This is a genomic window from Microbulbifer sp. MKSA007 (genome assembly GCA_032615215.1).
Taxonomy (GTDB): Bacteria; Pseudomonadota; Gammaproteobacteria; order Pseudomonadales; family Cellvibrionaceae; genus Microbulbifer.
The window spans coordinates 2673967-2693779 of record CP128433.1 but is presented as its reverse complement, the minus strand read 5'-3'; the positions used below and the strand labels follow the sequence as shown (position 1 = coordinate 2693779).

The following is a 19813-nucleotide window of genomic DNA, read 5'->3' as shown; positions in this document are numbered from 1 at the left end:
TTTAAGAACAAAAAAATATATAGTGTTTTTTCTCACAAAATGCGCAAAAACCTAATTTTGAGCATTATCCGCAAAATATTCGCGCACCGATCCGAGATAGTCAGTCGAAAACTTTACTCATTAGCCTGTCAATATCGCGCCGCATAGCAGCCAAGTCGGCTTTGATTCCTGCCCAGGCTGCACCAGCTCCAAACGCTGCAGAAACGAAACTACCTAAATCAAATTCCACTATTTTTTCTTCCACTGAAATAATTTATTAATCCCAAATACCGCAAACGATATCGATATAAATCCGCCTATATACCAATCAGGTAATGAAGCCGCAGCTGTTAAACCTTGAGCTGCACTTTCACGCAGACCAGGAATAAACTGGGCAATAAATGGATAAGACCACACCACAATAAGATACTCGTCAGCCCAGCCAGGTATTCCGTGCTGTATACGCAATGCCCGCGCCTGACTTTCAGCTACTCGACTTTCTTGTTTGGAATCCCACCAGCTTTTAATAAACCCCAAAACAGTTAAGCCGACACTAGCTGACACTTTGGCGCCCCTCATTCATTGCCCGGACAATCACGGCCACCGTAACGCCCGCCGCTACCGTAATCAAAAATTGCTTCACGGTGCTATCTCCTTACCCCAAATTACATAGTCGCTGTAAACGTCACTGTCATTGAATGGATTTATCTGATCTATCGCCGCGAAAATGTAATCATCTAGTGCCACACCACGGCTGTCGGTATTCGGTATGCCTACGGCATCGCCAATACCGCCCATTCCTTGGTACACAATATTTTGGTCACTAGTAGGGTTAATCTTGTCCAGCAATCGCCCACGATTAAACCAAGCAACGCCCACAGCAGTAACAGCGACCCCCGTTAGGATCATTAAGCCATCAATACGGAAACTTACACTCACACCAGGGCCTCACTTATTCCGCGATATTCACCAGCAATGCGAGACCATGTTGCAATATCATCACCCGGCCGATTGTCGAGATGCACCATATAGCCCGGCTCGGTATCGGTATAGAGTCCAATCCCGGTAAAACCTGTATCCCGCGCGACTTGATAGGCTCGCTCTAACTCTTCAGTGGTGCTCAAATATTGCCAATTACCGTGAACATCCTGAATCTGTGGAAATACATCAACGGCCCTTACTTCACCCCAACGTAAAACATTGTGCTGGCTGTGGGTCTCATCCTTGCGCCCTATTCCACCATCAGCCTTTGAGATCACCACTCGACCGCCCCATGCCTCCCGGTATCGGTCCAGCTTCAGCAATAAATCCGCTGACATTAGCGGATACCAAACCCCAAACTCACCTTCAGAAAAGTGATTCAATTTCGGTCTAGTCATATAGCGCCCCCCTACTCCTATTGCTACCGCGCCCACCAACGCGGCAAGCATTAACTTATTCATTGGTCAAAAAATTCTGGGAGAATTTCGATTGTGACTGAGGACTCCAGAAAATACGGGAAGCCATCAGTCACACCACGCTGGGCGAACGATTGTGTACCGGTATCGTATTTTCTGGTTAAGCGCCCATCATAGAATTCAACGCTAGTAATATAATCAAGGTAATTATCTGTAACGCCCTCATTTACTACCGATAACATCGCTTGAATTACACCGCCGTAAATAATCTTTCCACCATTGCGGGAAAAGATAGAGCGCCAATCATCAATCGTATGGTAAACGCGGGTTGCCGTATCACTACCATCCTGAATATACAAAGTTGCATATACAGATGTTGACTTTGACAACCCAACAACAACCTCACCCGACTCGCCATAACAAACTAGCTTTTTGTCTGGACTTAGAGCAGCACCATAAACTTCAGTTGCACCAAATGGGTAGTTAATCTCGTTCCCCATAAAGGTGTGATTAAACCATTCGCCTATAAGGGTTCCGCTTGTATCGAATTCATAAAGCCCTTCCCGTTCGGCACCTTGATCAACATATACAATCAACGCTCCCGAATCCTCAACAAAACCATAGTTAAAGGTCGCACCAGAATTTATTGTAAAGACCCCATTACCTAGCTTTGTAGTAGTCACGTGACGGCTATCAATATCAACACCAACCAAATAGAAATACCCGTCAGTATTGTCGTTTTCGTCATATATCAACTGAATCCAGTAGTAACTGTTGCCAGATAGACCAATAGTGCAGTAGTTATCTGAGTCAGTTACGCCATCATGAACCTGAACCGGATTTGTCAGGTTCTCACCTGACATATTAAACAGTTCTAACGTTTCAATATGAGACCACCACAAAGCCCCGTTCATATGGAAATAGATTTCCCCGGACTTTGTAATCGTTGCGCCTGTACATCTGGAATTTTCGGAGTGTTCTGAGAATGTAGTGTGTGGAATTTCTTCCCCACCAGCCCAGGCAATAAACTCAGTTGGCTGAGTTTGAGCAGACGTAGGCTCTACCAAATAATCCCCCACCTCATACCGGGCCAAGCCTTCAGGAAAGATCGCGTAAAAAGAGCCATCCCAATAGAATATACCGCCGGTTTGTGTGCACTCAGTATTTGCGTCATCAATAGAATGCTTAAAATAGCTTCCTCCAGCAGCGAACCACTGATCAGTTGACTCCAGGCCTACTGTCTTGGTAATTGCCATCGGCAAAACGGAGCTCACCCCTCGCCCTGTCGTAACATATGCGGAGATGTTCATCTCGCCAGATACAATCAATCGATTGTACTCGCCAAACCCTACTACTATATCAACGGTCTGGTCGGTATCACTGGTCAATGTAACTCGGCTAAAAGCACTAGAGCCCCGCATTACATCCCCCGCACGGCGACGCGGCATGATCATGCCATCAATGCGAATCTCTATATCATCGCCCTGATCGATAAAGACAAATTCACCTCCTACTTCAACCGTCACAGGAATTCCCGCCTGCAACTCTCGGCGAATTGGTTGCATGTTCTTTATCATTTTTTACCCCGAAACATTGCTAAAACTGCGATTGAGGCAACGGCGGCACCACCCCAACCCAATACTTTTATGGACTGATCCATAGCTTCCCCGCCCTCACTGCGGCTGTGCAGGTTAGCCAGGGCAAAAGCTCTTTCAATCTGATCAGATGTTTGTTTGCGGGAGGCGTCTGCATCCTTAGACATTGCGGCGATAGTCATCGACATGGTTTGAGATGCAAAATCAAGACTACTGTCTTGACCATCTAGAACAGCGTCCACCGCATCGCGATTCACATCACGGGCATAGTCAAAACCTGTATCAACCAGATCAAGACTACGCGCAGCAAAATTATTGGCTGCACCCACTGTCTCCTCAATCGCAGTCATTCCTAAGTCCGTTGATCCCCGATTGAGCACCGCAGCAGAATCAAACGCAACGCGAGCCATACGCGCCGCAGCATCGATAGCCCCATGATCAGTTTGCGTAATATTGCCAATTGAGGAGCCACCATCGAGCACAAGGTTCATGCGATCGCCATCGCCAGAACCTTCTACAAAGTTCCAAGTAGTATCATTTTGGTTGGTTGTCTGACTGCTCTTAGATTTTGATTTACCGCCCACGATTCACCCCCGTGATAAATCACTTCAGAGAACTCCAACCCGACGCGCTGGCAAATAGCCTCTACACGCCAATTGCTGGTATGGCAGCGGATCGAATCATAGTGATCACCTAACCCCCCGGCTTTGATTTCTCTAAACGCTGGCCCCATCCCTGCACCTGCAGCCGCACAGACGACTAGCTCCCGCCCCTCTAATCGCGTCACTATCCAGCCCAGAGTGTTCGGTGACTTGGCCAGCCATAGATTCGCAGCACCGGAGTCCAGCTCACAAATAACCTCACGACATAGAACGCCGGGGGTTTTGGCGAACTGATTAACCGCCTCTCGGTTGGGCCACTTCACTGGTGTGAAAGTTACTTTTTCCACAGGTATATAGCCCCCAGGATTAAGGCACCACCAATCAGCATTTGCTGATTGGTTAGCCCAGAAGTGCCGCCGGCATTGTTGAAGGTGAAAACCTTATTGCCACTGCTACCACCGGAAGCCGTGCCACCGCTCGCAGAGGAAGGCCCCCGCTCATATCCAGGCCGCCGCCACCCGTTAGACTTGTGAGAGAGCCAAGCATTACTTAACCGCCTTTAACAAAATTGCGGTACCCACAGCCAGCCCCGACAGCAGCAGAAAGCGGTTATCAAAGGACATGCCCGCGAAACTTGTCTGATACGGCGAATTCACAGCCGTGGTGTTTACGGCGGTCATTCCCGGCCCACCGTAAGCAGTATTTGGCTGTGTCGGATATGTGGGAACCGCTGTGGCGTTATCCGGTTGCGCTGGCAGTGGTGGCGGCTGATCGAGCTGTTTCCACTGCAGCGCGCCACCAATCAGAACATTAGTGAAGTCAACAAAAGGGTTACTAGAATCGGACATAGCCCACCCCCTTATACTTCTAGCTCGCCAATGTATTCGGCAAACATCTCGACTGTTTCAGAGTTTGAGCTAGTGATTTTCAAACGCAGATCGCGCGCAGTGCGGCAATCCAGCTTATTTTCTCCATAGCCCTCTTCAGAGAAATCGATAACGAACCAACCCCCTTGAGGGAATCGCTCCCCGTCATTTTGGAGCCAAGTATTGAGATCGTTGGTGCGCTCCCAGATTGTGCGCGTGTCACGCTCCAGCTCAATTTCCGTGATATAGGAAGACTTGATAAACAGGCGTGACAGAAACTGCGAGGCGCGGGTACCTTTGGGTAACTTGTCATAATCCCAACGGCCTGTAACACCCTGGACACCGGGCAAGCGGTAGATACTGCGGAGTGCGCCGGGTCCACCTTCTTTCACTGGCGAAATAGTCGCCCAGGCGTTGTGAATAACCGGCGTTGACGCAGTTGCATCAATATCAATCTGAAGCTCCAAATCCCCCAGAATCACACCCGTTGCAGCGCCATTCTTAATCTCCATAGAGCCCACATTAAATGCGGTTTGCTCCTCATGGCCGCGCAACTTCAAGCCAGTTTGATCGAAGGGGATACTCAAAAAGGTATCATTGCCCTCCTGTCGCCCATCAAACGCATTAAATACGTCAATGGCTTCTCCAGTGTATTCCTGCACTGTGCGGTTATTCGCGGCGATTCGAATCGCGTTGATCTTAGAGCGGGGGAAACTGGTCTGAATCGTTACACCGTGGTAACAGCGCGGACCAGGGAGACGAATGGTAGCCGTTGCACCAGCGGCAACACCCTCAGCAGGGGCAAGGCGGAATGTATTGCGCATTCTTACTTGCTCCCGTTCTTCGCCACTTTCGCAGCTTTGGCCAGGGGCTTAATACCTGTTTTTACAGCCACGAAAGTGACGACGCCCAAAAGCGCCGCACCAATCGCAGACGAGATAACTATTTTTTTGTCGACGTTGTCGCGGACAGCGCGGTCAACGGAATTTGGAAGCATGGACTCAGTCCCTCGGTTGTCTTCGAACAATTTGCGAGGGTTTTGTCACATGGGTTCTGCTTCACCAATCAAGCCCGGTCGCTTCACCTTTTCGCTTCACCGCTTCACTTTTCGCTTAAATCGGCGTGAAAACTTGGATTTTTTCAGCCTCCCCACCTTCAGCGCGGTAGTAAAACTGGCCCACATCCATGGATTTAAATTCTTGCCAAGGAACATCTATCTCATCAGCAACAGCCCGCGCGGCCCTACTATCCATACGCCCGGCCCAGATGTGCCCAGCATTGCCGAGCGCATCCTTGGTGATCAACTGCGGCCGCTGGCTGGTTGCATGAATCACACCTCCATACTTGCGGGCCTGAGTCCAAAGCATGCGGTGATGATAGTCCCGCTCGATTTCAAGCGTCCCCGGAGTGCGACAGCAGTTGCTGTACTCTTCCACCAACAAATAAGTTAGGCGGTTACCGTCCAGAACCGACCACGCCGCCTGTGCCCACTTTTCAAAATAGTTTGGGTGTGCGTCGCCCACATAGGCCACTCGATACGCCTTGCCGGATCGCTCTGCAGAAGCCAGCCCACGGAAGAACTCACTCAACTTTGTAAACCGCGCGTCTGCTTCATGGTCCTTGTTTGGGTCCCACAGAATCACCCGTCCGCGCTCATCAATTCCTGATCGGCGGCGCAACGTCTGAGTTTTGCCGTAGCCACTCTTCGCCAGGTAAAGGCTGTGATTGTTGCGGTGTTTGGTGTTCTCGTTCTTTGCCACTTCGATACGCCTCCTCGCGTTTCTTGGCCTCTTCCCTGTCGTGCTGGCGCAAGGCCTTAACGGCTTTAATAATCCGGCGAATCAAACCGCCGATATAAAAGCCGGCCGTGACTTCCTCCTGATAGGGAATGCGGCCGGTACCCGTGCCGGCTAGTTCGTATTTCTGGATTGCTGGAGCCAGGGAGCTGATACCCCGCTCCTCTTCCTCTTGCTCCAGTACAAGCCGCTCGTCTATGAACATTTGGCAAGCGCCCTCGGCAATCTTCAGAATTGACTGGGCGCGGTTTTCTGCCGCCTCCATGGGTACCAGTGTTTCCGGTTCCGGGCTCGCTTCCGTCGCTTCACTTTCCGCCGCTTCCGCATCACGAACCTTTTCGTCAGACTCCGCCTGCTTCGCCATGCGCTCTAATTCATCCATTGAGAACCCCCACAGCCAAAGCGACTACACCAACGCCCAGTGCGACCCAAGGCGCGCGGCTAGCCGCCGGCTTTGGTTGCAGCTCCTCCTGCTCCTCCTCTTCACCAGGGCGCCAGCGCTCGCCCGCTGGTTCGCCTTGCGATTCGCTTTGCGGCGCTTCACGGGCAGCGGGCAGCGCCTCGCCCTGCCCCTCATCGCTCACATTGGAAGGCTTGAACACATCCGCCCCCGCTTGAAACTCCGCTTCCCGCCAAATTTTTGTCTGGCGTGCGGCACCGGTTCCCATATTCACCCCGCAGCAAGCGCACTGGGTGTAAAAGTGCCGGCCGCGCTTACTGGCCTGACGCACAACGGCGGTGCCGCCTTCCGGACACTGCCAATTCCCAATTACCGGGTTTTGTGGTTGTCGCTTTCCGCTCACGCTATCCCCCCTTCAACCGTCACCGATACCCCGCCCAACGCAAATGCACCAACGGCGACTACTGGCGCAGCCGCCAGCAGTACCCTGGACACTGCGCCAGACCAGACCCACACGCGCGCAAGTGCGCCCAGCTCGCGCAGGTCCATTAGGAAGCCTCTTGGTTCTGTTTGTGAATGGTTAAGCGCTGACTAAGTGCAGAGCGGTACTGCAGCATTGAGCCGTATTGAAAAGCAATTAATTGCTTTTCAGCACTTTCCACTGATTCATATTCTTCAGAATCAAAAAACTCCTCGAGCTTTAGGATTTTTCCGCTCAGGTCTTCTAGTTCCCGCTGCATCCGCTGGATAAAATCCGGCACAGGTTCAGGCTTTGGAGCTGGCGGCACCTCCTCGCGCGGATGTATCACAGGCGCTACCCTTTCCGGAATTGGGCGCGGATCAACTGCCCCGCTTTGGGCTCGCCTTTGCATAAATTTCCTTTGTCGATTTTTTCCCATGGTTCCTCCAGGGTTACAGTTATTGACAGAACTCCAAGCGGCCCGGCTTCGCCGGTCCTTTCTCCCGCCGCAATGCGGCGGCAACTTGAATTTCGATACGCTCATCTAGCGACTTTTGATCCATAGTTAGCCCTGGCATTAAACGGGCTCTATGCGTGCTACCCCCTCGGGCAACTCGCGAACTTGGCCACCACAGTGGCGAATATTCCAAACATGCTGACGCGTGGAAATTACCCGGCCCGTATTGCGCATCACCACGCCCAGCAGGCGCTTAACCTCATCGCCGTAACGAGAGCAAACACCGTGATCATATTGATTAAGCGGTATCTCTTTTTTGCCTTTGATTGAAGGTGGTTCCTGCTCAAAGTGGAAAGCACGCAAGGCCATACCTTCACGAGTCATTGTTGGCCCGCCCATGAGCTCAACAAAGGTGCGCCAGTCGCCCGCATCACAGGCCGCGCGAATCGCTTCGACCTCCTCCGGCTCCCACTCCTCCAGGGGCTCGCGACGGCGGCGCAGTTCGCGCCACACGGTCACACTGACAGCGCCGATCTGCTGAAACTGCCTGATACCCCAGAGAGAGGCCCAGGCCCGCGCCCTTCCTGCACCATCGCTGCCAGGGCGCTCTGCCTCTTCGTCAACGTCCACCCCTTCGGCGTCAATGTTTTTTGAAATGTACTTAGCGATGTATCCAGTCGCGGAGCGCTCCGGATCGATCACCTCGCGCTCTGCACGGTGCTTTTCCGCCCCTTTCTCGTCGCCATCCTCGCGCAGTGCTTCAGCGCGGAATATTGCCCACGCGGTTTCCGCATCCTCCGGGGAGAAGAACAGCAACATGTGCCAGTGCGGTGTGCCGTCGTGGTGTGGTTCCGCTACACGGAAACCAAACGCGCGGATTTCTAACTTATTCCAGCGGGCACGGATTTTTTGCCAAACCCCGGACAAATAGCGCTGCACCTGATCCGGTGAAGCGCCGTTATATTTCGGATTGATAGGCCCGTGATGTAAGCGTGCGTGATAGGAACTAGGCGCGGTCAAAGTAAGAAAAAGCCCGGTCAAACCTAACTCCTTGGCAATATCCTCATAACCGCGCAGGCGAACCATCAGCTCATGGCGACGGTTTACCGGATTGGAGACGCTACCCTCTTGAGCTTCAGCAAGACTGACGGACTCGCCCAGCTCGTTCACCGCTTCCATACTCTCTAAAAGATCGCGGTTGCGGTGCTGTGACTTCTGCCAACGCTGATAAGCCCAATCGCTGACATAGGGCTGCAATCGCTTTTGCACCCTACCGGTATTGCGTAGTACAGACTCAACCTGACGGCCCAATTTCTTGCGCAGCTGACGACGCCACCAGCGGGCATCACAAGCCTGCAAAATTGCCCGGTTTATTACGTCATCCAGCTTTTCCCGGGTCCAGCTATGGGGGAGTTCGTCAGGTACGGGCCACTCGAGACCGTGAGCGCGCACATGCTCCTCAATTTCATCCCCCAGCGAATCCAGATCACCGCCGCTCTCCCCCTGCAACTGACTGCAATACTCTGCCGCCGTCTCAGCTAAGGCCCGAATATCTTCGTCCTCCATAGTGGCGGTTGCGGTCGCGTCAAGATTGATTGCTAATGGTGAATAAACCGGCGCGGTCAAAGCCTCGCCAGTTGCCCGCAAATTTTTATTGGCCTGCACATAGCCGCGCTCGCGACAATCCCGCGCATACATTGCTACGAGGTCAGATACTACGGGCTTGTGCTGACTGATAACTGAATCCCGCCACCGCCAAATCTCTGGCGGCATACGGTTGTTGAACTGTTCTAATGCTGTGATCTTTTCCACGGATTACTGCCTCAATCCCCGGCAGGCACACAAGCAGGACCAAAATAAAACCCAACCCCCTGTTACTTCGTCCCCGCACTGTGTTCCTCCATAAACTGTTTACTTCTCGGGTTGATAGTCGCCTTCAGCTGAACGCAGAGCGAGGTCGAGCCAGTAGAGGGCATCCATAACCGCCCCCAGGCTTGTTGGTCGACGCGCCGCCATAGATGCGATAACTCGCTGACAGCGGGATATCTGACTGAGCGGCATACGCACCTGCACCAACATCGTGCTTTCATCACTTTCAAGTTCTGGAGCTTGAAGAGACCTAGCCATTGGATGCCTCCGGCTTTTTACCCGGGCGCAACAACTTCGTATCTTCGATAATGAAGTCAATCCAATAGGACGCGCTTTTTGCGGCGTATCGCGAGATCGGCTTTCCTTCGGCTGCCGCCTTGACCACTTCCCTCAACCGATCCAGGCGACGGCGGGATATCAGGTGGTTTATTTCCAGCAAATCTTCTGGGTGCTCTTCACTCATGAGAACCCCCTACATCCGTCAGGTTTGCTACCGGTCTAGCGGTCCGCAATATTTGCTGAAGTGCGAGCAAACCCATCAGCGCGCGGTCGCGGCTGGTCATAGGCATGGCAGACAGGGTGCGTAAGTGCTCCAGCCTTTCCGGAGTAAGCACCACCTCAACTAGCATTAACTCACTCATGGGAACCCCCAGCATTACTACGGATTTCCCCCAGGTCCTCCAGGGCGCTCTTGATATGGTTTTGTAGAAGATTGATAGAGGCTGCCACGAACTGCGTGCGGTAATGGTCATCCATGTGCGAACGGATACCGTGATCCACAGCGGCAACATCACGGCGAGTACGGGCAAAATGCTTTTGCAGCGCATCGGCTTTTTCGCCTATCTCACGCAAATTCGCATCCAGGCCGCTTAGTGAATTCAGCAGGAATTGCATTTTCTGCTGATCGTTCAAATGTTTGCGATTACCCCAGCGCACCGACGCCAACATAGTTTCTATATCGGCAACGGTTTTGCGGGCGACCTGTGCCGGGTCCACAGACTGGATTTTGCGGGCAGCGCTCATGCAGCCACCCCCTTAGTCATCGCCATAACATCGACTTGCGTACCCAGGCAACGTGGGCAATCAATTGGCAGGCTCGCGCCAATATTTCCACCGCTGCCACGCTTTAATGGCTTTAGTAATTTATCGTCAGGAGAAAAGGCGAACAGATCGCCAGAGAGAAGAAGCCAGCCCGCGCCCTTACAAGTTGGACAGGGGTGTTTTTTGGAAAATTCGCTGTGTTGAGTATTTTCGATTCGCTGATCAATGCCATTACTCAGAGCATTGAGGTAGGCGGCAACAGGGCGCTGCCCTATTCGATTCAGCTCTGATTTAACCAACTCCAGCGATAATGATTGCTTGGTTTGCATAGCGGTTCCTTTGCTTGCTGTATTGTGTCGGCCCGCTGTTCGACACGCCCCGCCGCTACTCCTTGGCGGGGCTACTCAACAGCGAGCAACGACACTGTATACAAGCGAAGAAACCCTATACAAGCCGTCTGAGGCTAATTGCAGACTTGTATAAAACCTATAATGACAAAACGATCTAAGGAGAGAGCGACAATCATGCTGAGTACCACCGATATTTTGGCCATGATGAAAGAGCGCCTTGGTAGCTACTACAAAGTGGCCCAGGAGTTAGGCGTACACCCGAATCGTGTCAATCAAATGCGCCACCACGGCGGCAAACTAACCTTTGAGCAGGGATTAATTGCAGCTAAATTTTTAGGGGTTTCTGATGAATCTATCATCCTAAGCCTCGCCGCAGAGAAATCACGCAACACACCCTCATTCGACGACCTTGCACGCCTCGCAGCCAAGCACACAACGAACTTTGGCGCGCTCGCAAGCGTTTTTGCGCTAGCCATTTTGGCCAGCGGTGAATTATTAACCAACCCCGCCGTTACAAGCCTCACAAGCTCCCTCTCCAAAATGGCGTAAGTTGTTGATTTTATACGGAAAATTGCCGAGAAATATCCGATATCAAATGAATATCGGATATTTTATAAATGCCCGTTTTTCCGTATAATTTGCCGCATTCCAACAACAACTCCATATTTCTATGTCTGCTTCCAACCGGCCACCAGCACCAATCATCGACAACCTGAACAATCTTGAGAATCCATTCCGCTGCACCAGCTTTTCAGCTAGCCGTTATCTCAGCAAGCAGATTCCTGGTGCTGATACCGATCTGGAGTTCACGCTTAAGTTTCTTTACAGCTACAACGGTAGCCAGGCAACGTTTAACAGCTACCGCCGTGAACTTGAGCGTTTGCTGCAATGGGCGTGGCGCATTGAAGAAGTCTCAATAATGACTCTGAAGCGCGAACACATTGAGGAGTTTGTGCAGTTTTGCATTGAGCCGCCAATTGCCTGGATCGGAACTAAGAATGTTGCCAGATTCAAAACACAAAATGGCGAGCGCGTTGTGAATGCCGATTGGCGGCCATTCGTAGTCAGTGTGTCCAAAGTTGAGTTTCGTGCTGGCAAGACGGCTTCCCCCAAGGAGTTCCGGCCATCCCAGGCAGCGATCAAATGCATCTTTACTGCATTGTCGTCTTTCTTCGATTTTCTCTATCAAGAAGGCCTGGTTCCAGCCAATCCTGTGGCACTGATTCGCCAGAAAAGTAAGTTTGTTCGACGTGAGCAACAAAGCCAGGTTGTACGTCGAATCAGCAACTTGCAGTGGGATTATGTCCTGGAGACTGCTGAGATCATGGCCGAGACATCACCAACTGATCACGAGCGAACTTTATTCATTATGAACGCCCTATTCGCTATGTATTTGCGAATCTCTGAGTTGGTTGCGGATGAAAGATCGGCACCAGTTATGGGTGATTTCAAGAAAGATCGCGACGGAAACTGGTGGTTTCACGTTACGGGCAAAGGTAACAAAGGCCGGGCGATCACTGTTTGCGACCAAATGTTGAAGGCCTTGAAGCGCTACAGAAATTATTTGCAGCTCCCTGCTCTGCCCAGCATTAACGAGCAGACACCTCTGGTGCACAAGTCCCGTGGCAAGGGACCAGTTACCAGTACCCGACAGGTTCGCCTGATTGTTCAAAACTGCTTTGATGCTGCCCACCAACGGATGGTTGAAGAAGGCTTAGGGGAAGATGCTGAAGATCTTAAGGCTGCCACTGTGCACTGGCTCCGCCATACGGGTATTTCTGAAGATGTGAAGTACCGCCCCCGCGAGCATGTCCGTGATGATGCGGGCCATGCAAGTATGGCTACGACCGATCGCTACATTGATTCCGATATGCGAGAGCGACATGAGAGCGGGCGGAGTAAGCGGGTAAAGGAAGAGCGGTAATACTACCGCCCTACCCCTACCCTCATATAAATGAAATAGCTTGACCCGCAATAGATACGATATATCATTGCACACCATCTGATTAACCTAGTACACATGGATGAATACTCAGAGTGCGGAGAGGCTAATGGCACATACAAACAAACTCCCAGTCACCGTCCTTTCAGGTTTTCTAGGTGCCGGTAAAACTACCGTACTTAGCCACATACTGAACAATCGCGAAGGCAAAAAAGTTGCTGTAATCGTCAATGACATGAGTGAAATCAATATTGATTCGACGAAAGTACAGAGCGAAGTTTCTCTTAACCGTAGTGAGGAGAAGCTTGTTGAAATGAGTAATGGCTGTATTTGCTGCACTCTGCGGGAAGACCTTCTGGAGGAAGTCACTAAGCTTGCGCAGGAAGGACGGTTTGATTATCTCGTTATTGAATCAACAGGGATTTCTGAACCCTTACCCGTTGCAGAAACCTTCACTTTTGCCGACGAAAATGGTGTTTCTCTCTCTGATGTTGCCAGTTTGGACACAATGGTGACGGTGGTCGATGCAGTCAATTTTTTAAAGGACTATGACGAGGCCGTATTTTTACAGGATGCTGGTGAATCATTAGGTGAAGACGACGAACGCAGTGTAACTGATTTGCTGATCGACCAGGTCGAGTTCGCAGATGTCATTCTGATCAGTAAAACAGATTTAGCTGGCCCTTCTGATGTTGAGCGCCTAGAGGCCATTCTGCGAACTCTAAATACGCAGGCAAAAATAGTTCCGGTCTCTCAAGGGCAAGTCGATATTGACGAGGTTCTAAGTACCGGCTTATTTAACTTCGAGCGCGCGCAGCAAGCACCTGGTTGGCTTAAAGAGATGCGAGGTGAACATATTCCTGAAACGGAAGAGTATGGCATTAGCAGTTTTAGCTACGAAGCACGTAGACCCTTCCATCCAGAAAAATTTCATCAATTTCTGCACAATACTGAGAGGCACGGCAAGTTAATTCGTTCCAAAGGGTATTTTTGGCTGGCGTCCCGCCCTGAGTTTGCAGGCGAATGGAGTCAAGCGGGAGGCATTGCCCACTATGGTTTCGCTGGGATGTTCTGGAAAGCTATACCCAAAGAAAACTGGCCCACAGACGAAAATTATCGCAGCTCCATTGAAAAACAATGGGTAGAACCCTTTGGTGATATGCGGCAAGAACTAGTATTTATTGGCCAGAGTTTGAATCAAACCAGCATGACAAAAGCGCTTGATGACTGCCTGCTAAGCGAGGACGAAGTGCTACGAGGCAAAGAATACTGGGCGACATTGAATGATCCATTTCCCGCATGGGAACAAGGATGAATATTAACCTCACCCCTGTACTTGGCTAGATCCTTTAGTGGGAAAGTGTAAAAGACCGACGAAATGTCGGTCTTTTATTAAGCTAGCGCCTTTCGACAGTTCAATTCTCTATAGCGGCCTCAACGGCTGCCGCCGCATCAACAATGCCTGACCCACAGCGCCGACATGAGCCTGTAAAACTTCGGGCTGTACTGGTGAGAATGGATTCAACCTCATCTGGTGTAACATCGGGCTTGACTGAATATATAAGTGCGGCTGTACCGGCAACATGTGGAGCGGCCATGCTGGTGCCGGCGTAGTAAGCGAAGCTATCACTACCGGGAGTTCGCGCGCCGCTGTTTAATGTAGAGAGAACGCCATCGGATTCCACCGAGTTAGTTTCACCTCCGGGGGCAGCGACATCGACCACATTGCCGTAGTTGGAGTAGTAAGCAAGTCCTCCGGAGCGGTTGGTCGCGGATACTGTAATGACTCCTGAACAGTTAGCCGGCGAAAACCAGAAGGCATTCCGCCCAGAGTTACCTGCGGCAACAACAACTGTGGCGCCCAGGCTACGGGCTGTATTGATGGCACTTTGAGTTGTGCTTCCACAGAGGCCAAAGCCCCCCAGGCTCAAGTTCAACACTTGAGCCGGAGTTTCATTGGCTGGTGCACCACTAACCGAGCCGCCAGCGCTCCAGACAATGCCATCAGCAATATCAGATGTGTAACCGCCGCAGCGGCCGAGTACTCGAACGGGGAGCACTTTTGCTTTATGGGCTATCCCAGCGATACCCATATTGTTGTTGGTGACGGCAGCAATGGTGCCGGCCACATGAGTGCCATGCCAGCTGCTATCAAATTCAGGATACAGTGGGTTTCCGCAGTAACTATCGGTATACCAATCCCCGGGATCACTGGCATCACTATCACGGCCATCCCCATCTACAGCGATATCGGAATCCGAAATCATGTCGTAACCAGGCAGCAAGTTGTCCATGAGGTCTGTGTGAGCGAGATAACCGGTATCAATAACTGCTACTACCACGCCCTCCCCCTGAGTTATATCCCAGGCTGCGGGCAAATTCAGTCCACCATCAGCTTCAAAGTAGTGCCACTGGTCGTAATAGCTGGGGTCATTAGGGACCGCCATAGGGTGCATCATCAAGTCGGGCTCAGCGTACTCAATATTGGGGTCTTGTTTTAGGCGGTTGATTATCAGGTTGATCTCGGCTTGGCTTTTTCGGCTCCCCAGGTGCATGACTTGTGCACCCGTCGCCATGCGCCGCAAGTGGCGCAAGTTGTGGCCCGCACGGCGAGAGGCTTTCTCCACAGTTTCCTGAGTCATGCTCGCTGACCGTCCGATCGTGGAATCCTGCTTGTATTTCACAATGATCCGGTCAGTTGTTGGGGAGCTACTTAGGTTATCCATTTGGGTGGCGAAGGAGCCTGTACATAGAAGTGAAAACACACCTGCTAGAGTGGATTTTTTCAACAGTGACTTCATTATTGTTATCTCTCCATGATGATTTAGCCGACGGGGTGTAACATCCTAACCATTAGTACCACTGTCCCTGTTGTGACAGGGCACGTTAGGCTTTACGCAAGATATATGCCTGAGCAAGTCATGGCTGGATATCGAGACAAAATTAGTACCAGTGTTTCAATTTTGCCCACAGGGATAGTAGTGGCAACCGATGTATCCTTCTTAGGTGATTGCCGGCCTCTTTCTATTCTTGTGACAGCCTCCACCTAAACAAACTTATTTATCTGTCTTTGCACCGATATAGAGATAACTAAGGGCTTTCCAATCACTGTGCACGGAAAGGCTGCAAAATACTTTTCGAAATTTATCAACTTTAAAGAAAAGGCTGGAGCTTGAAGTTAATCCACTCTGATAAAACGAGCTTTAATCGAGCAGTGGAAATGATCATCACAGAATTGGTGATATTGCCGGCAATATAACTGGGAAAGGATTCTGCGGAGATCAACGTGTTAAATGAAAATGCCAGTCAGCTTAACTGACTGGCATTATTTGAGTAGAACAGCTATCAACCCACCCCACAGGAACCTGTCGAGTGGGAGTTGGCCCATTTACTCAGTACTAGCACTCAAAGAAACTCCAGAGTAGTCAGAGTAACCGCGGATACTGATATACCAGGTACCTGCGTCTGGATTGCTGATGCTGCAGCTTTCATCATTACCCCACTCGTAAGGACGACAATCGTACGCTGTGCGGGTGGGCTCTTGGCCAAAACGAACATAGAGGTCTGCATCCCCACTGCCACCAGACATTACGGCGCTCAGTGTTGAAGCTCCGCTATCAACGTCGATAGTGAAGTGCTGCCAGCTGTTGCGGGAACCACTGAGATTTGTCTCTTCCCAACTGTCGCTACCGCCACCGCCGCCACCACCTGCGGTGTAGCTGCCTACGAGGCTAACGTTAGAGAAGGAGCTATATCCACGTACCATGACGTGATAGGTTCCTCCCTGTACGTTATCGATATCACAAGTTTCATTATTGCCTGAAGTATAGGGGCGGCAGTCATAGGTACTGGTTGTGGGGGCGCTGCCATGGCGAACGTAGAGATCAGCATCGCCGCTTCCACCGGACATTACAAAAGACAAGTCTGTAGCGTTGTTAGGCACTTCTAGGGTGAAGTTAATTTCATCACCACTGTTACCCTCGATACCAGTCTCAGCAACACCATTTTCAAGTTCACCGCCGTCGTTACCGCCACCACCGCCGCCGCCATTGGCCGAGGCTACGGCCGCTGCTGCATCGACAATACCTGAGCCACAGCTGCTGCAAGAAGCCGGGAAGCTCCGCGCGGTACTAGTGAGGATTGATTCAACTTCATCTGGGGTCAAGGTAGGGTCTACAGAGTAGAGCAATGCTGCGGCACCGGCCACATGAGGCGCCGCCATACTGGTGCCCTGGATGTAATAGTAACTATCACTGCCTGGGTCAGTAGCACCATTGTTATAGGTAGAGAGGACGCCGTCGGAGTCATTGGCGAAGCTCTGTGCTCCACCCGGTGCTGCAACATCTACTACATTGCCGTAGTTAGAGTAGTAAGCACGACCGCCACTGCGATTAGTCGCAGCCACTGAGATCACCCCATCACAACTGGCAGGAGTAAATTGGCTTGCATTAGCATTGCTATTACCAGCAGCTACAACAACCGTCGCACCGAGACTGCGAGCAGTATCGATGGCATTTTGTGTGGTAGTACCACAGCTTCCGCTGCCGCCAAGACTGAGATTGAGTACGTCGGCGGGATTCGCATTGGCTGGCAGGCCACTGACAGAACCGCCAGCGCCCCAAATGATGCCGTCAGCAATATCTGACGTATAGCCACCGCAACGGCCGAGCACACGGACAGGAACAATCTTTGCCTCGTAGGCGACTCCAGCGATACCGAGGTTATTGTTGGTAACGCCAGCGATAGTGCCGGCAACATGGGTACCGTGCCAGCTACTGTTGCTTGAGGAGCTATCCCCACAAGTACCAGAGCTATACCAATCACCCGGATCGGTGGCATCGCTATCGCGACCATCGCCGTCTACGGAAACGAAGGTATCGTCGATCATGTCGTAGCCCGGCAAAATGTTGGCCGCCAGGTCTGCATGGGGTCGATAACCAGTATCGAGTACCGCGACCACAGCCCCATTACCCGCAGTGGTATCCCAGGCTGATGGAAGGTTCAAACCACCGGTAGATTCATAGTAGTGCCACTGATTGAGGTAACTTGGGTCATTAGGTACAGCCACTGCTTTCAAGATCAGATCTGGTTCTGCGTACTCCACATCCGGGTCTTGCCTCAGGCGATCGATAATTGCATTTACTTCGGCTCTATTTTTTCGACCTTCCAGGCGCATTACCTGAGCGCCAGTAGCTATCCGGCGCAGATGGTTCATTTTATGGCCAGCGCGACGGGAAGCTTTTTCCACAGTTTCCTGAGCCATAGTAGCGGCCCGTCCAACTTTAGCGCTTTCTTTGTACTTAACGATGATGCGATCAGTTAGCAGCGTGTTATCCGCTTCTTCCGCATAGGCACCAAAAGGCGCAGTGCATAGCAATGAGAATGCACTTGCTAAAGCCGTCTTTTGTAAAAGAAATTTTAAAGATAAATTCATTATTGTGGTTTCTCCGAAGTTATATTTATTCCAATACCAAAAAATTATTCGATATCGGTTACTCCTAAACCGCCCCGCTTTGGCTAAATAAATTCTATAAAGGGAAAGCCCAAAAACTGCTGAATTTAGGATCATTTAGTTAGCTTGAGCGAAATTAGTACCATTGTTTCAACTTGGTACAAATGTATAACGACTTGGAAATTGTTGTCCTCAATGGAGATCTCGAAACTCATGTGGACTGCGATGACAAGTTTTAAATCTCTACAAAAAACTTTGGTAATAAATATTTTTCCGCAAAAAAGTGTGGAATGGTTCACGAGAGACATAGCCAAAGAGGATTAACAGATCACTTATGACAAAAAATACGGCCTTATCTCTTAAGTATAAGGCGATGTTATATCACATCAAAAATATTTTATTTAACTATGACTTTTGATTATTGGTAAGTTGATTCAATGAGGGATGGGCGCTCTTGCGAGCATGAAAGAAAAGAAAAAATCTACTACTTTAATCGACACTAGTTATCAGCCACTTACTTGAGCTAACCATTCACCGTTTGATAAATCAGCAGCAAATCTAATTTCTCCGAGTTGTATAGCTGCTATATCTTGGTCTTTACAGGTGTTCTTTCGCCAGTGAAATTAAACGATCACACCTGGCTATAGCTTTATAGGCATAGGCTTCTTTGTTGCCCCGAGAAGTATCGAGCTCAGAGAGGACATTCTTTTTAAGAGCAGTAGCAACTTCAATGGCAAGGGCATACTTTTGGTGGTTTAAGCAGTGCCGACAAACAATTATTTCCAGCCTATCTTCGCTATCAATGTTTAAATACCCCAAGTTGCGCAGCCCCTCGTGAAGACCTTAAATATCTTCCCCTTTGTGAATGGCTAGTCGCCATATAGGTGTCTAATCTAGTGCCATGGAGACACCGACTGCCACACCTGTCCCTTTGTCATAACTTGTGAGGTTTGATATGAGAAAAGCAACTGGAGAAGCGGTAGGCACACAATCCAGGCTAGCCGCCCCTTCTGATTTAAGTGAGAGTGCGAGGGCCAGTATTACTATTGCCGTTAATACCCTGCTGGCAGATACTTTCAGCCTATATATGAAGACAAAGAACTTTCACTGGCATGTTAGCGGCCCCCACTTCAGGGACTATCATTTGCTTTTCGATGATCAAGCCGATGAAGTATTCGAGATGACCGATGCCCTGGCGGAGCGCGTGCGCAAACTAGGAGGCACTACGCTTCGCTCCATTGGCCATATCGCCAAGCTACAACGATCTTCAGACAATGATGCCGAGTATGTAGATCCGCAAGATATGTTGTTAGAGCTAGGCGAAGATAACCGGGAAATGATCTCAAGTATGCGTAAAGTCCACGAACTTTGTGATGAGCATAGAGATATTGCTACCGCAAGCTTGCTGGAAGAGTATATTGATCAGGCAGAAAAGCGGTCATGGTTTTTGTTTGAAGCTAGCCGCACCTCTGGTTTGACACACCACTGAGCCCTTTGGCTAAAGCTTGATCTGGCAGACAGCGCTACTTTTTGAATTACCCTGTCAGATCAAACTCACCCATTAGCTTTTCTTTATTCAAAACGACTTCTCCCCTTTTATCCTGAGT

The 19813-nt window shown here is 50.5% G+C and carries 26 protein-coding genes; 4 read left to right on the top strand and 22 right to left on the bottom strand.

Annotated features, from left to right (window positions below; genetic code table 11):
• Positions 1–100: 100 nt before the first annotated feature.
• The 20 genes from QT397_14825 to QT397_14730 form a co-directional block, all read right to left on the bottom strand.
• Positions 101–229, bottom strand: a complete 129-nt coding sequence (locus QT397_14825) for a hypothetical protein (protein WNZ54167.1) — start codon at positions 227–229, stop codon at positions 101–103.
• Positions 229–543, bottom strand: coding sequence for a hypothetical protein (locus tag QT397_14820; protein WNZ54166.1), 315 nt, complete (start codon positions 541–543; stop codon positions 229–231). Before QT397_14820 ends, QT397_14825 begins: the two co-directional genes overlap by 1 nt.
• A 75-nt stretch (positions 544–618) precedes the next feature.
• A complete protein-coding gene (locus QT397_14815; protein ID WNZ54165.1) occupies positions 619–918 on the bottom strand; it encodes a hypothetical protein in 300 nt (99 codons plus the stop codon).
• Positions 915–1358, bottom strand: a complete 444-nt coding sequence (locus QT397_14810) for a hypothetical protein (protein WNZ54164.1) — start codon at positions 1356–1358, stop codon at positions 915–917. The genes QT397_14815 and QT397_14810 overlap by 4 nt, the downstream gene beginning before the upstream one ends.
• A gap of 59 nt (positions 1359–1417) precedes the next feature.
• The gene (locus QT397_14805) at positions 1418–2953 is read right to left on the bottom strand and encodes a hypothetical protein (GenBank protein WNZ54163.1); all 1536 of its coding nucleotides are present in this window, start codon (positions 2951–2953) and stop codon (positions 1418–1420) included.
• Positions 2950–3462, bottom strand: a complete 513-nt coding sequence (locus QT397_14800; GenBank protein WNZ54162.1) for a hypothetical protein — start codon at positions 3460–3462, stop codon at positions 2950–2952. The genes QT397_14805 and QT397_14800 overlap by 4 nt, the downstream gene beginning before the upstream one ends.
• A gap of 23 nt (positions 3463–3485) precedes the next feature.
• Positions 3486–3920, bottom strand: coding sequence for a hypothetical protein (locus QT397_14795; GenBank protein ID WNZ54161.1), 435 nt, complete (start codon positions 3918–3920; stop codon positions 3486–3488).
• A gap of 198 nt (positions 3921–4118) precedes the next feature.
• Positions 4119–4421: a hypothetical protein gene (locus tag QT397_14790; GenBank protein WNZ54160.1), complete on the bottom strand. Its 303-nt coding sequence runs from the start codon at positions 4419–4421 to the stop codon at positions 4119–4121.
• Between the two features lie 11 nt (positions 4422–4432).
• Positions 4433–5263, bottom strand: a complete 831-nt coding sequence (locus QT397_14785) for a major capsid protein P2 (GenBank protein WNZ54159.1) — start codon at positions 5261–5263, stop codon at positions 4433–4435.
• A 2-nt stretch (positions 5264–5265) separates the two neighbouring features.
• Positions 5266–5436 (bottom strand): hypothetical protein, encoded by a 171-nt coding sequence (locus tag QT397_14780; GenBank protein WNZ54158.1) that lies wholly within the window; start codon positions 5434–5436, stop codon positions 5266–5268.
• 115 nt (positions 5437–5551) lie between these two features.
• Entirely contained in the window at positions 5552–6199 is a 648-nt protein-coding gene (locus tag QT397_14775) for a hypothetical protein (protein WNZ54157.1), read from the bottom strand.
• A complete protein-coding gene (locus QT397_14770) occupies positions 6096–6617 on the bottom strand; it encodes a hypothetical protein (GenBank protein WNZ54156.1) in 522 nt (173 codons plus the stop codon). Before QT397_14770 ends, QT397_14775 begins: the two co-directional genes overlap by 104 nt.
• A complete protein-coding gene (locus QT397_14765) occupies positions 6610–7038 on the bottom strand; it encodes a hypothetical protein (GenBank protein WNZ54155.1) in 429 nt (142 codons plus the stop codon). The genes QT397_14770 and QT397_14765 overlap by 8 nt, the downstream gene beginning before the upstream one ends.
• Positions 7039–7183: 145 nt before the next feature.
• Positions 7184–7534 (bottom strand): hypothetical protein, encoded by a 351-nt coding sequence (locus QT397_14760; GenBank protein ID WNZ54154.1) that lies wholly within the window; start codon positions 7532–7534, stop codon positions 7184–7186.
• A gap of 138 nt (positions 7535–7672) precedes the next feature.
• Positions 7673–9364, bottom strand: coding sequence for a replication endonuclease (locus QT397_14755; GenBank protein WNZ54153.1), 1692 nt, complete (start codon positions 9362–9364; stop codon positions 7673–7675).
• Between the two features lie 99 nt (positions 9365–9463).
• Positions 9464–9679 carry a hypothetical protein gene (locus tag QT397_14750; GenBank protein WNZ54152.1) on the bottom strand — a complete coding sequence of 72 codons (216 nt, stop codon included), beginning with the start codon at positions 9677–9679 and terminating at the stop codon, positions 9464–9466.
• Positions 9672–9884, bottom strand: coding sequence for a hypothetical protein (locus tag QT397_14745; protein WNZ54151.1), 213 nt, complete (start codon positions 9882–9884; stop codon positions 9672–9674). Before QT397_14745 ends, QT397_14750 begins: the two co-directional genes overlap by 8 nt.
• The gene (locus tag QT397_14740) at positions 9877–10062 is read right to left on the bottom strand and encodes a hypothetical protein (protein WNZ54150.1); all 186 of its coding nucleotides are present in this window, start codon (positions 10060–10062) and stop codon (positions 9877–9879) included. The genes QT397_14745 and QT397_14740 overlap by 8 nt, the downstream gene beginning before the upstream one ends.
• Positions 10055–10444, bottom strand: coding sequence for a hypothetical protein (locus tag QT397_14735; protein ID WNZ54149.1), 390 nt, complete (start codon positions 10442–10444; stop codon positions 10055–10057). The genes QT397_14740 and QT397_14735 overlap by 8 nt, the downstream gene beginning before the upstream one ends.
• Positions 10441–10791, bottom strand: a complete 351-nt coding sequence (locus QT397_14730; GenBank protein WNZ54148.1) for a hypothetical protein — start codon at positions 10789–10791, stop codon at positions 10441–10443. The genes QT397_14735 and QT397_14730 overlap by 4 nt, the downstream gene beginning before the upstream one ends.
• A gap of 195 nt (positions 10792–10986) precedes the next feature.
• Between QT397_14730 and QT397_14725 the strand changes: the two genes are divergently transcribed.
• The 3 genes from QT397_14725 to zigA all read left to right on the top strand — a co-directional run bounded on the left by QT397_14725 (position 10987) and on the right by zigA (position 14069).
• Positions 10987–11361, top strand: a complete 375-nt coding sequence (locus QT397_14725) for a hypothetical protein (GenBank protein ID WNZ54147.1) — start codon at positions 10987–10989, stop codon at positions 11359–11361.
• A gap of 121 nt (positions 11362–11482) precedes the next feature.
• Positions 11483–12736 (top strand): site-specific integrase, encoded by a 1254-nt coding sequence (locus QT397_14720; GenBank protein WNZ54146.1) that lies wholly within the window; start codon positions 11483–11485, stop codon positions 12734–12736.
• A 127-nt stretch (positions 12737–12863) separates the two neighbouring features.
• Positions 12864–14069: a zinc metallochaperone GTPase ZigA gene (gene zigA, locus QT397_14715; GenBank protein WNZ54145.1), complete on the top strand. Its 1206-nt coding sequence runs from the start codon at positions 12864–12866 to the stop codon at positions 14067–14069.
• A gap of 100 nt (positions 14070–14169) precedes the next feature.
• Here zigA and QT397_14710 read toward each other — a convergent pair whose 3' ends face one another.
• Positions 14170–15555 (bottom strand): S8 family peptidase, encoded by a 1386-nt coding sequence (locus tag QT397_14710; protein WNZ54144.1) that lies wholly within the window; start codon positions 15553–15555, stop codon positions 14170–14172.
• Between the two features lie 587 nt (positions 15556–16142).
• On the bottom strand, positions 16143–18188 hold the full coding sequence (locus QT397_14705; protein ID WNZ54143.1) for a S8 family peptidase: 2046 nt from the start codon (positions 18186–18188) through the stop codon (positions 16143–16145).
• Between the two features lie 973 nt (positions 18189–19161).
• Here QT397_14705 and QT397_14700 point away from each other — a divergent pair.
• Complete coding sequence (locus QT397_14700) at positions 19162–19695, top strand: DNA starvation/stationary phase protection protein (protein ID WNZ54142.1); 534 nt, start codon at positions 19162–19164, stop codon at positions 19693–19695.
• The last annotated feature ends 118 nt before the right edge of the window (positions 19696–19813 follow it).